Here is an 11,948-nt window from a genome sequence, read left to right as displayed (position 1 = left end):
CCGTCGCCCTGTCCCTGCTCGCCGTGGGCGCCCTCGCGCTCGTCGGCTGCGGCGGGGGAGGCGGCGAGGCCTCGTCCTCCTCGGCCGACGCGTCCGAGTCCGCCCCGACGGGGGCCGGCTCGGACCTCACGGACGAGCAGGAGGAGCGCGTGGAGGCGCTCGAGGACGTCCTGCTCACCCCGGAGACCGCGCCCGGCGGCGTGTTCACGGGCATGGAGACCCAGGCCGGCGGCGGCGAGCCGATCAGCACCAGCCTGAGCCTGACGGGCGTCACCCCCACGGGCGCCTGCGCGGACCTCATCGAGCAGATCAACACGCAGCAGGCGCCCGGGCTCGGCGGTGCGCTGGCCCAGTACGAGGTGGACCCGGCCGCCGTCACCGGCCTGGCCGGTTCCCAGGCCGGGGCGTTCGGCATGGTCGCGGTCACCGACGACGGCACCGATCTGCTGGCGCCCTTCGGCAAGCTGGCCGACACGTGCGGCACGTTCGGCGACCCGGACGGCGTCCAGGCGGCCTTCACGAAGGTGCCCGGCGTGCCGGACGCGGTCCACATCGCTCTGGGGAACTCGGGCATGGACACGGCCCTGTTCACCATGACCGTCGGCGGCGTCACGGACGGGGACGAGCTCGTGTACCTCGGCATGGTGGGCCTCGACGAGGAGATCGCGGCCGAGACGCTGCGTGCCCAGGTCGAGGCGTTCGAGGCCCGGGAGCGCTGACCTGTCAGTCGTCGGGCCGGGACGTCGGCTCGAGGCGGGCGCCATCGTCGGACACCGGGTCCGCGTGGAACGGGCTGCCCGAGCTGACGTCCTCCGGGTCCCGCCGCCCCGACTCGACCGCGAGGAGGCGCCCCTCCTCGGAGAGCAGGGGTGTGGCCTCGATCGTGAGGTCCTCGCCGGCGCGCACGGCGTCGGCCACGAGCCGGGCCAGGCGGCGGTTGCGGGCCTCGTGCCGTTCGGAGGCCTCGAGCACCGCGGTGTGCCGCGTCGCCAGCTGGATCTCGACGGAGGCGTCGATGCCGACGGCCAGCTGGCGGGCACGCAGCACCTCCGCGTCGAAGGCGGCCCCGGCCAGCAGCACGATGCACGCCACCCACGCGAGGGCGAGCACGCCGATCGCGGAGTTGATCCGCCCGACCACGGCGAACTGGCCGAACCGGTCCGTGATCCAGCCCAGGGCCACGGTGGCGCCGAAGAGCAGGACCACCACGGCCACGGCGCCGAGCGAGAGCGGGCGGTAGCGGGGCTGCCGGACGTTGGGCCCCAGGCGGTAGGCGAGGGTCACGATCAGGGCGATCACCACGAGGATGACCGGCCACTTCACCACGTTCCACGTCTGGACCGTCTCCTCCGGCAGGCCGACGGCCTGGCCGAGGCGCAGGGAGAGGTCGCCGCCGACGACCACCAGGATCGTGATCAGCACGGCGCCGAGCATGAGGGCGAGCGTCTCGACGAAGACCACGAGGCGGAAGTGGAGGAAGGGCCGGCCCTCGCGGGTGTCGTGGATGCGGTGCATGGCCCGGTGGAACGCGCCGACGGCGCCCGAAGCGGACACCACGGTGCCGACGGCCCCCAGGACGACGGCGCCGGTGCCGGGCCCGGCCGAGCCGAGGGTCAGGATCCATTCGCGGACGACGTCGGGCGTCAGCGACGGCCAGATCTCGGCGGCCAGGTGGGCCGCGGCGTCCACGGTCTCCTCCTCGACGCCCAGCAGCGAGACCACGGAGAGCAGGGCGATGACGGTGGGCAGCAGGGACAGCGCCCCGAAGAAGGTCATGGCGGCGGCCACATCCCAGACCTGCAGCTCGAAGAGCCGGTGCAGGGTGCGGCGCAGGACGTACAGCAGGGACACCCGCGGTCGGGTGTACGTGCGGAGGCGCCGGGGCGCCGCTGTGGAGCCGGCCATGGCACCAACGTACCGGCGCGAGGGGGAATAGCCCTGGTGCGTGGAGGGTTGAGCTATATAGACTCAACTTCGTCTGCGGCGGGAACGGCCCGCGGTCGACGGTTGTCCGACACCCCGGGACACGGGAGAGAAGGAGCCAATAGTCCATGGATGCCAAGTTCACCACCAAGAGCCAGGAGGCGCTCTCGGCTGCGGCCATGAACGCCTCCACCGCCGGCAACCCCCAGGTCGAGCCGGCCCACCTGCTGAAGGCCCTGATGGACCAGCGGGAGTCCGTCGCCGTGGCCGTCCTGAAGGCCGCCGGGGCCGACCCCGACGCCGTCTCCACGGCGGCCTCCTCGGCCATCCGACGCCTGCCCTCCACCCAGGGCAGCACGGTGGCCCAGCCCCAGTTCTCGCGCGCCGCCCTGCAGGTCGTGCAGAACGCGCGCACCCAGGCCGAGCAGCGCTCGGACGAGTTCGTCTCCACCGAGCACCTGCTGCTCGGCGTGGCAGCGGACTCCGGCGAGGCCGGTGAGGCACTGCGCTCGAACGGGGCGAGCCTCGAGGCGCTCGCCGCCGCCCTGACCCTGGTGCGCGGCGACTCCCGCGTCACCACCCAGGACCCGGAGACCACCTTCCAGTCCCTGGAGAAGTACGGCACGGACCTCACCGAGATCGCCCGCTCCGGCAAGCTCGACCCGGTGATCGGCCGCGACGCCGAGATCCGCCGTGTGGTGCAGGTGCTCTCGCGCCGCACCAAGAACAACCCCGTGCTCATCGGCGAGCCCGGCGTCGGCAAGACCGCCGTCGTCGAGGGCCTGGCCCAGCGGATGGTGGCCGGGGACGTCCCCGAGTCCCTGCGCGGCAAGACGCTGATCAGCCTGGACCTGGGCGCCATGGTCGCCGGCGCCAAGTACCGCGGCGAGTTCGAGGAGCGCCTGAAGGCCGTCCTCGAGGAGATCAAGGCCGCCGAGGGGCAGGTCGTCACGTTCATCGACGAGATCCACACCGTCGTGGGCGCGGGCGCGTCCGAGGGCGCCATGGACGCCGGCAACATGCTCAAGCCCATGCTGGCCCGCGGCGAGCTGCGCCTGATCGGCGCGACCACCTTGGACGAGTACCGCGAGAACATCGAGAAGGACCCCGCCCTGGAGCGCCGCTTCCAGCAGGTCTTCGTGGGCGAGCCCAGCGTGGACGACACGATCGCCATCCTGCGCGGGCTCAAGGAGCGCTACGAGGCCCACCACAAGGTGGCCATCGCCGACTCCGCGCTCGTGGCCGCGGCCACGCTGTCCCACCGGTACATCACCGGCCGCCAGCTGCCGGACAAGGCCATCGACCTCGTGGACGAGGCCGCCTCACGCCTGCGCATGGAGATCGACTCCGCCCCGGAGGAGATCGACGTCCTGCGCCGCCAGGTGGACCGCCTGACCATGGAGGAGCTCGCCCTCGAAGGCGAGACGGACCCCGCGTCCATCGAGCGGCTCGACGCCCTGCGCGCGGAGAAGGCGGACCGCGAGGAGGAGCTCACCGCCCTCACCGCCCGCTGGGACGCGGAGAAGGCCACCCTCAACCAGGCCGGCGACCTGCGCGCCAAGGTGGACGAGCTGCGTTCGCTCGCCGAGAAGGCCCAACGCGACGGCGACCTCGCCGAGGCCTCCCGCCTGCTGTACGGCGAGATCCCCGCGCTGGAGAAGCAGCTCGAGGAGGCGGACCGCGCCGCCCGCGAGGCCGACCGCTCGGCCACCGAGCCGATGGTCTCCGAGGAGGTCACGGCGGACGACATCGCCGAGGTGGTCTCCGCCTGGACCGGCATCCCCGCCGGGCGCATGCTCACCGCCGAGTCCGAGAAGCTGCTCACCATGGAGGAGCACCTCGGCGAGCGGCTGATCGGGCAGCGGGACGCCGTCGTCGCCGTCGCGGACGCGGTGCGCCGCTCGCGGGCCGGCATCGCGGACCCGAACCGGCCCACGGGCTCGTTCCTGTTCCTGGGCCCCACGGGCGTGGGCAAGACCGAGCTGGCCAAGGCGCTCGCGGAGTTCCTCTTCGACGACGAGCGCGCCATGGTGCGGATCGACATGTCCGAGTACGCGGAGAAGCACTCCGTCTCCCGCCTGGTCGGCGCCCCTCCGGGCTACGTCGGCTACGACGAGGGCGGCCAGCTCACGGAGGCCGTGCGGCGTCGCCCGTACTCGGTGGTGCTGCTGGACGAGGTGGAGAAGGCCCACCCCGAGGTCTTCGACATCCTGCTCCAGGTGCTCGACGACGGCCGCCTCACCGACGGCCAGGGCCGCACCGTGGACTTCCGCAACGTGATCCTGATCCTCACCTCGAACCTGGGCTCGCAGTTCCTCGTGGACCCGACCCTGGACGAGGCCGCCAAGCGCGAGTCCGTGATGTCCGTGGTGCGCGGGGCGTTCAAGCCCGAGTTCCTCAACCGCCTGGACGAGATCGTGCAGTTCGACGCGCTCACCGTGGCCGAGCTGACGCGGATCGTGGACCTGCAGGTCGAGTCCCTGCAGGCGCGCCTGACGGACCGCCGCCTCACCCTCGAGGTGTCCGACGCCGCCAAGGCGTGGCTCGCCGCGACCGGGTTCGACCCGGCCTACGGCGCCCGGCCCCTGCGCCGCCTGGTGCAGCGCGAGATCGGCGACCGCCTGGCCCGCGGCATCCTCGCCGGGGAGATCGCGGACGGGGACACCGTGGTCGTGGACCGTGTCGAGGGCGAGAACGGCCTCACCGTGACCCGGAAGGGCTGACGCCGGGACCGACGGACCGTGTTCCTCCTCCCTCTGGCGCGTCGGGGGCGGTTTCGGGTGGTATCCGGCCTGGATACCACCCGAAACCGCCCCCGACGGCATCTGTGAGACGGACGGAGCCGCTCGGGTCAGCGGGTGCCGAGGGCGTCGGCGTCCTGCTGGAGGGTGCCGATCAGGTTCGCCACCGCGCGGGCCGTGTGGGTCAGCGTGGTGATGGAGACGTTGTCGATGTCGTCCTGGGGCGTGTGGTAGTTGTCGTCGCGGATCGAGAGCAGGCCCGTCGAGGCGATGCCCGCGTCCACGAACGGCGCGTAGTCCGAGCGGCCGTTGCTGCCCTCGGGCTGGTGCGTGTGGCCGTCGCGGTCGAGCTGCGCGCCGAGCAGGGACTCAGCACCGATCGACCAGTCGGCCGTGAGCACGCCGAGCGTGTTCTGGTGGTCCAGCGGGGCCACCATGTCCAGGTTGGTGTAGAGGATGATGTCCTCACGCTCCGCGGCGGTCAGGGTGTCCACGTAGTGGTGCGAGCCCAGCAGGCCGATCTCCTCGGCACCCCACAGGGCGAAGCGGACCTTGCTCTCGGCCTTGTTGGCCTTGGCGGCCTGGCGCGCGACCTCGAGGGTCGCCGCGACGCCCGAGGCGTTGTCGTGGATGCCCGGGCCCTCCGGCACGCCATCCAGGTGGGCGCCGAGCATCACGACGTCGTCGTCGCTGCCCGTGCGCGTCTCCGCCAGCACGTTCCAGGTGGGCCGCTGCTCCACAAGCTGCTCGAGGTCCAGGGTGACGGTGGCGCCGCCGGCGCGGGTCTGGGCCAGCAGATCGGCGCCCAGCTCGCGGGTCACGCCCACGGTCCCGACGACGTCGCCCGGCGCGGCGCCCAGGGTGCCGTTCAGCGCGCCCTCGGCGTTGTTGTAGATGATGACGGCCTCGGCGCCGGAGGCGGCCGCGACCTGGGACTTCTGGGCGAAGGTGCAGTCGCCCCGGGAGACCAGGGCGACGCTGCCGGTCAGGTCCGCGTCGGCCCAGTCCGCGTCGGCGCAGCCGGTGGCGGCGCCGGCGGGGGCCGCGAGCGGGGCGTCGGTGACCTGCGCCGAGGGCGAGGACGTGAAGACGGTGTGCTCGAGGTCGCGCTGGACGGGTCCGGTCTGCGCGAGCCGGTCCCGCAGGGTCTCGGTGTAGGTGATCTCGAACTCCTGGAGCTCGACGTCGTAGCCGGCCTCCTCGAGCTCGCCCACGGCGTAGTCGAGCGAGGCCTGGAAGCCCGGCGTGCCCGCGGCGCGGTTGCCGTGCTCGTCCGCGATGGCCGCGAACGCCTCGATGTCCTGGCGGAGGTGGTCCGAGGAGATGGATCGGACCAGCTTCTCCGGGGAGTTCGGGTTGCCGCCGGCACGGTTCTGGCCGGGGCCCAGGCCCCGGTCGGCGGTCTGCGTGGTGGCGGCGCTGGCCTTCGCCGGGGCGGCCGGGGCGGCCGGGGCGGCGAGTGAGACTCTTCTGCCGGGCGAGGGCGTTCTTCGCCGCCCACGGCATCACCGTGGACCGGGTGATCACGGACAACGGGAACAACTACCGGGCCGTGGACTTCACCGCGAAGGTGGTCTCGCTCGGGGGCCGGCATCACCGGATCCGGCCCTACACCCCGCGCCATAACGGGAAGGTGGAGAGGTACAACCGGCTGATGGTGGACGAGGTCCTCTACGCCCGCCCGTACTCCTCAGAGCAGGCTCGGCGTGAGGCCCTGCAGGTGTGGGTGAACCACTACAACTACCATCGGCCTCATACCTCCTGCGGAGACGCTCCTCCGGCCTCACTGGCACCGACCCGAGTCAACAACGTCATGCCCTCCTACACCTAGCCGGTCGTCCAGCGTCCGTACAGGGTGTGTGTCACGCCCGTCCAGCCGGATGCCGCCCGTGCCGCGGCCGCCCGCGCCGCACCCGGCGCCACTGCACGCCCCGCCGGACCGGGCCGGTCGTCGTCGTCCACAGGCCGTCCGGCGGGTCATGTATCCTTGTCCGCACGAACCATATTGACCAGTGAAGACCTCGGCGGGCCCCTGTGCGCCACAGATCCGAGGCGGCGAGAGATGCGAAGGGGGTCACGCTCATGGGGCGCGGCCGTCAGAAGGCGAAGGCCACGAAGCAGGCACGGGAGATGAAGTACTTCTCTCCCGGAACAGACCTCTCGGCACTGGAGCGAGAGCTCACGGGCGGACGCACGCGCGGCCCGGAGCAGGACCAGGAGCCCGAGTACGAGGATCCGTACGCGGACCTCTACGCGGAGGACGAGGACGACGACGCGCGGGCGCGATGACGCCCGCACGGCATCCGGCCCTGGACGGGCATCAGGCCGCCCTGCGGTCGATCGCCAGGGTGGTGGATGAGACAGCACCGCTGCAGGACCCCGAGACGGCGTCTCGAGGTCTGCTGCGTCTGATGGAGGAGTCCCGCCCGCTCGTGATCACCGGGGCCGGCGTGTCCACGGACTCCGGCATCCCGGACTACCGGGGGCCGAACGGGTCCCTGCACCGCCACCGGCCGATGACGTACCAGGAGTTCCGGGACGACCCGGCCGCCCGCCACCGCTACTGGGCGCGCTCGTTCGTGGGCTGGCGCCGCATGGACCAGGCCCGCCCGAACGAGGCGCACCGCATCCTCGCGCGCTGGGCGGCCGAGGGGCGGATCGCCGGCGTCCTGACCCAGAACGTGGACGGGCTGCACGCCGAGGCCGGACGCGCGGCGGGGATGCCGGAGGACCGGCTGATCGAGCTCCACGGGGACCTGGCGCGCGTGGCCTGCCTGAACTGCGGGGCCACCGAGTCCCGCCGTGACCTGGACCTGCGGCTCGAGGCCGCCAACCCGGGCTACCTCGAGCGCGTGGCGATCGACCCGGACGCCGTGAACCCCGACGGGGACGTCTCCCTCGACCAGCACTGGGTGGAGGAGTTCACGATGGTCGGCTGCCGGGTGTGCGGCTCCGTGAAGCTCAAGCCGGACGTCGTGTACTTCGGCGAGTCCGTGCCCCCGGCGCGGCGCGCGGCCGCGGAGGCGATGGCCGACGACGGCGGCACGGTGCTCGCCGTCGGCACCTCGCTGGCCGTGATGAGCGGCTACCGGTTCGTGCTGCGGGCCGAGCGGGCCGGGCATGAGACGGGGCTGATCAACCTCGGCCCCACCCGCGCCGACGCCAAGGCCCGCTGGCGCTGGCGCGCCCCGGTCGCCGACGCGCTGGCCTGGCTCGACGCCCGCCTCTGACCCCCACCCACGTTTTCGTGCGGGAAACGGCGGGCGCCGGGGCGTTTTCGTGCGGGAAATGGCGGGCGCCGGGGGTGTGGACACCGGGTGGCCCGGGGCCACGCACGACTCCTGCACAGGCGGCGCCGCCGACGTCCTCGTCCACGGTGGGTGCTCCCGCGCGGCCGGGGTCGGCCGGGTTGAGCCATCGTCACGGGCATGGTCACGTCTTCCCTGCCCCTATCGGACATCGCCGAGGCCGGCCGGCCGTTCACCCGTGGCGACCTGCGCGCGGCCGGGGTTTCGGAGCGACTGGTCCGCGGCGGTGACGTGCGGCGCGTGACGCATGGGGTCCATCGGCTCCGGTCTGACCACCTCGGCTCGTGGGCGGATCTCGGCTACGTCGAGGCCCCCGCTCCCTTCGCGCCGGAGGAGACGGCCGCGATCGTGGAGGCGAGCGGGGGAGTGGCCTCCCACCTCACGGCGCTGCTCCTGCACCGCGTGCCGCTGCCGCCGTTCCTGGCGGAGGACGGCACGGTGCACGTGTCCCGGCCGCACCCGCGCGGGGCGAGCGTCCGACCGGAGATCACCTCGCATGCCCGCCTCGTCCCGGCCGCGGACGTCACAGCCCTCCACGGGATCCGCCTGACGAGCCTGGAGCGATCCTGGGCGGATCTGGCCGCGCTGCTTCGTCCAGGCATGCTCGAGCCCGTCGTGGCGGCCGGGGACGCCCTCATCCATCGGCCGTGGTCGCCGGAGGGGCGTCGCTCACCACGGACCACGACGGCGGCCCTGCGGTCCGCGCTCCTGCGTGCCGGACGGTTCAAGGGAGTGCGCACCGCCCGTGCCGCACTCGAGCTGGTGCGGGTGGGCGCGGATTCCCCGCAGGAGACAGCCCTGCGACTGGCCCTGCTCCACGCCGGCCTGCCCGAGCCGGAGCTCCAGCTGGTGCTGCACCCGGGCCGGGCCCGGTCACCGGACGCGGATCTGGGGTGGCGGCAGTGGCGCTTGGTGGTCCACTACGACGGCGGTCACCACCTCGACCCGGCACAGCTCGCGGTGGACTCGTGGCGAGACGAGGGATGGGCGCGCGCGGGCTGGACGCAGATCTGGGCCACGGTGGACGACGCACGGGACGACTTCCGGCGCGTCGTCGCCGAGGTGCAGACGCACCGGGCCCGGCTCGGCGGGCGGGTGTTCGCGTCGTGAACCGCCGTTTCCCGAACGAAAACACCCCGGAGGCCGCCGTTTCCCGAACGAAAACGCCCCGTGGGGTCAGGCGGCGTACTGGCCGCGCATCAGCACGGCGCCGCCGTCGACGCCCTTGGCGCCCTGCACGAAGTTCAGGCCTGCGGCCGCCGCGTCGTCGGTGAGGGCGCCGATGGTGCCCATCTCCCACGCGTCGATGCCGGCGTCCACGAGCACGGAGATCGACGTCGCGGCCACCTCCGGGTCCACCACGGCCACCATGCCCACGCCGAGGTTGAGGGTGCGCTCGAGGTCGGACTGCGGAACGCGGCCGAGCTCGCCCACCAGGCGGAACACGGGCGGCAGGGACCAGGTGTCGCGCTCGACGGTCGCCATGAGGCCCTGCGGGAGCACGCGCGCCAGGTTCGCGGCCAGGCCGCCGCCGGTCACGTGGCTGAACGCGCGCACCGGCAGGTCCGAGCCGCCCTGGTGGCCGTTGAGGCGCTGCACCAGGTCGAGGCAGGCGCGGGAGTAGATGCGGGTCGGCACGAGCAGCTCCTCGCCGAGGGTGCAGCCGAGCTCGGTGACCTCGCGGTCCAGGGACCAGCCCGCGGCGTTCACCACGCGGCGCACGAGCGAGTAGCCGTTCGAGTGGATGCCGGAGGAGGCCATGCCGATCACGACGTCGCCGGACTGCACCCGCTCCGCGCCCAGGACCATGTCCGCCTCGACCACGCCGGTGGCCGCGCCCGCCACGTCGTACTCGTCTGCGGCCAGCAGGCCCGGGTGCTCGGCGGTCTCGCCGCCCACGAGCGCGGTGTCGGCCAGGCGGCAGCCCTCGGCCACGCCGCGCACGATGTCCGCGATGCGCTCGGGCACGACCTTGCCGCACGCGATGTAGTCGGTCATGAACAGGGGCTGGGCGCCGACCACCACGATGTCGTCCACGACCATGCCCACGAGGTCCTGGCCGATGGTGTCGTGCTTGTCCATCGCCTGCGCGATCGCCACCTTGGTGCCGACGCCGTCCGTGGACGTGGTCAGCAGCGGCTTGCGGTACTGCAGCAGCGCGGAGGCGTCCCACATGCCGGCGAAGCCGCCGATGCCGCCCATGACCTCGGGGGTGTGGGTGGCCTTCACGGCGTCCTTCATCAGCTCGACGGCGCAGTCGCCGGCCTCCACGTCGACGCCGGCCGAGGCGTAGGTGATCGGGGCGGCGGAGGAGGGGGTCTGGTTCGGGGTCACAGCGGGGTCCTATCCGTCTCGGTGAGCAGCTTCTCGTCGTCGGCGTCCGGGCTGGGCTCGCAGCCCGTGGCGGTCACGGTGGTGGTCTCGCCGCCCTCGTCCAGCACCACGGTGGACGCGGGCGACACGGCGACCGGCTCCAGCAGGCCCTTGCCGCGCTCGCCCTCGTCGGCCAGCGGGATCGGGTAGTCGCCGGTGAAGCAGGCGGTGCACAGGCGTTCGCGCGGCTGCCCGGTGGCCTCGATCATGCCCTCCTCGCTGATGTAGGCCAGCGAGTCGGCGCCGATGGACGCGGCGATCTGGTCCACCGCGGCGCCGTTGGCGATGAGCTCGGCGCGGGTGGCGAAGTCGATGCCGTAGAAGCAGGGCCACTTCACGGGCGGGGAGGAGATCTTCACGTGCACCTCGGCGGCGCCGGCCTCCTTGAGCATCCGCACGACGGCGCGCTGGGTGTTGCCCCGCACGATCGAGTCGTCCACCACCACGACGCGCTTGCCGGCCACCACGGTGGACTCGACGTTGAGCTTGAGGCGGATGCCGAGCTGGCGCAGCGTCTGGGACGGCTGGATGAAGGTGCGGCCCACGTACGCGTTCTTCACGAACCCCTGGCGGAACGGCAGGCCCGAGGCGTCCGCGTAGCCCACGGCGGCGGGCGTGCCGGACTCGGGCACGGGGATCACGACGTCGGCCTCGACCGGCTGCTCGAGCGCGAGGCGGCGGCCCATCTCCACGCGGGACTCGTACACGGAGCGCCCGGCGATCGTGGCGTCCGGCCGGGCGAGGTAGACGTACTCGAACACGCAGCCGGCCGGCTTGGACTCGGCGAAGCGGGTGGAGCGGATGCCCTCCTCGTCGATCGCGATCATCTCGCCGGGCTCGACCTCACGGATGAACGAGGCGCCGACGGTGGCGAGGGCCGACTGCTCGGAGGCCACCACCCAGCCCCGCTCGAGGCGGCCGAGCACGAGCGGGCGCACGCCCTGCGGGTCGCGGGCGGCGTAGAGGGTGTGCTCGTCCATGAACACGAAGCAGTAGGCGCCGCGGATCTTCGGCAGCAGCTCGAGGGCGGTCTCCTCGAGGCGGTCCCCGGGGGCGCCGTGCAGCAGGGCCGTGACCAGGGCGGTGTCCGTGGTGTTGCCCTGCTTCATCTCACCGTGGGTGTGGCGGCCGTCCGCGGCGTGCACCATGCGCAGCAGCTCGGCGGAGTTCACGAGGTTGCCGTTGTGCGCCAGGGCGACCGTGCCGTCGTCGGCGGTGGCGCCCAGGGTGGGCTGGGCGTTGGCCCACTTGTTCACGCCGGTGGTGGAGTAGCGGCAGTGGCCGACGGCGATGTGGCCGCTCAGTGCGGTCAGGGTGGCCTCGTCGAACACCTGGGAGACCAGGCCGATGTCCTTGTAGACGGCGATGCGCCCGCCGTCCGAGACGGCGATGCCCGCGGACTCCTGGCCGCGGTGCTGGAGGGCGTACAGGCCGTAGTAGGCCAGTTTCGCGACCTCCTCGCCCGGCGCCCACACGCCGAACACGCCGCATTCGTCCTGCGGCCCCTGGTCCTGGGGGTCGAGGGCGGCGGTCAGGCGGCCGTCGCCTCGTCGGGTGCGCGGTGCGATCACTGCTCGGGGGTCCTTTCGGTGGGGGTGGTGCG

At 72.9% G+C, this 11,948-nt stretch carries 9 protein-coding genes and 1 pseudogene; 6 read left to right on the top strand and 4 right to left on the bottom strand.

All coding sequences use genetic code 11. The features are described 5' to 3' along the window. Window positions 1-719, top strand: a 719-nt coding sequence (locus J1M40_RS01115) for a hypothetical protein (RefSeq protein WP_274607961.1), incomplete at its 5' end; no start/stop codon positions are given. Window positions 720-723: 4 nt separating this feature from the next. Here the strand turns inward: J1M40_RS01115 and J1M40_RS01110 are convergent. Then, entirely contained in the window at window positions 724-1,905 is a 1,182-nt protein-coding gene (locus J1M40_RS01110; RefSeq protein WP_070709417.1) for a YihY/virulence factor BrkB family protein, read from the bottom strand. Between the two features lie 146 nt (window positions 1,906-2,051). Here J1M40_RS01110 and clpB point away from each other — a divergent pair, with 146 nt between their 5' ends. Then, entirely contained in the window at window positions 2,052-4,646 is a 2,595-nt protein-coding gene (gene clpB, locus J1M40_RS01105) for an ATP-dependent chaperone ClpB (protein ID WP_070709419.1), read from the top strand. Window positions 4,647-4,774: 128 nt separating this feature from the next. Here the strand turns inward: clpB and J1M40_RS01100 are convergent, their stop codons facing one another. Then, window positions 4,775-5,878 carry a M20/M25/M40 family metallo-hydrolase gene (locus J1M40_RS01100; RefSeq protein ID WP_342356870.1) on the bottom strand — a complete coding sequence of 368 codons (1,104 nt, stop codon included), beginning with the start codon at window positions 5,876-5,878 and terminating at the stop codon, window positions 4,775-4,777. 254 nt (window positions 5,879-6,132) lie between these two features. Between J1M40_RS01100 and J1M40_RS01095 the strand changes: the two are divergent. The 4 genes and pseudogenes from J1M40_RS01095 to J1M40_RS01080 form a co-directional block, all read left to right on the top strand. Then, window positions 6,133-6,495 (top strand): annotated as a pseudogene (locus J1M40_RS01095) (integrase core domain-containing protein); the annotation flags it as partial. Window positions 6,496-6,746: 251 nt separating this feature from the next. Then, window positions 6,747-6,953 (top strand): DUF3073 domain-containing protein, encoded by a 207-nt coding sequence (locus J1M40_RS01090; protein WP_036314242.1) that lies wholly within the window; start codon window positions 6,747-6,749, stop codon window positions 6,951-6,953. Next, window positions 6,950-7,894 (top strand): Sir2 family NAD-dependent protein deacetylase, encoded by a 945-nt coding sequence (locus J1M40_RS01085; RefSeq protein ID WP_036314243.1) that lies wholly within the window; start codon window positions 6,950-6,952, stop codon window positions 7,892-7,894. The genes J1M40_RS01090 and J1M40_RS01085 overlap by 4 nt, the downstream gene beginning before the upstream one ends. Before the next feature lie 198 nt (window positions 7,895-8,092). Continuing rightward, window positions 8,093-9,082: a hypothetical protein gene (locus tag J1M40_RS01080; RefSeq protein ID WP_073116715.1), complete on the top strand. Its 990-nt coding sequence runs from the start codon at window positions 8,093-8,095 to the stop codon at window positions 9,080-9,082. A 66-nt stretch (window positions 9,083-9,148) separates the two neighbouring features. Here J1M40_RS01080 and purM read toward each other — a convergent pair whose 3' ends face one another. Together purM and purF are read right to left on the bottom strand one after the other, a co-directional pair. Next, entirely contained in the window at window positions 9,149-10,306 is a 1,158-nt protein-coding gene (purM, locus tag J1M40_RS01075) for a phosphoribosylformylglycinamidine cyclo-ligase (RefSeq protein ID WP_206450375.1), read from the bottom strand. After that, entirely contained in the window at window positions 10,303-11,916 is a 1,614-nt protein-coding gene (gene purF / locus J1M40_RS01070; protein ID WP_206450384.1) for an amidophosphoribosyltransferase, read from the bottom strand. Before purF ends, purM begins: the two co-directional genes overlap by 4 nt. Window positions 11,917-11,948: the final 32 nt, after the last annotated feature.

The sequence above is a fragment of the Micrococcus sp. KRD026 genome (assembly GCF_017168445.1).
Lineage (GTDB): Bacteria > Actinomycetota > Actinomycetes > Actinomycetales > Micrococcaceae > Micrococcus > Micrococcus luteus.
Note: the sequence above shows the minus strand (reverse complement) of the source record. Positions and strands in the feature narration are given on the sequence as shown.

What these genes read in the sequence shown, in the direction of transcription:
- J1M40_RS01110 (WP_070709417.1), bottom strand. Translation starts at nt 1,905, where the DNA reads ATGGCCGGCTCCACAGCGGCGCCCCGGCGCCTCCGCACGTACACCCGA.
- clpB (WP_070709419.1), top strand. Translation starts at nt 2,052, where the DNA reads ATGGATGCCAAGTTCACCACCAAGAGCCAGGAGGCGCTCTCGGCTGCG.
- J1M40_RS01090 (WP_036314242.1), top strand. Translation starts at nt 6,747, where the DNA reads ATGGGGCGCGGCCGTCAGAAGGCGAAGGCCACGAAGCAGGCACGGGAG.
- J1M40_RS01085 (WP_036314243.1), top strand. Translation starts at nt 6,950, where the DNA reads ATGACGCCCGCACGGCATCCGGCCCTGGACGGGCATCAGGCCGCCCTG.
- J1M40_RS01080 (WP_073116715.1), top strand. Translation starts at nt 8,093, where the DNA reads ATGGTCACGTCTTCCCTGCCCCTATCGGACATCGCCGAGGCCGGCCGG.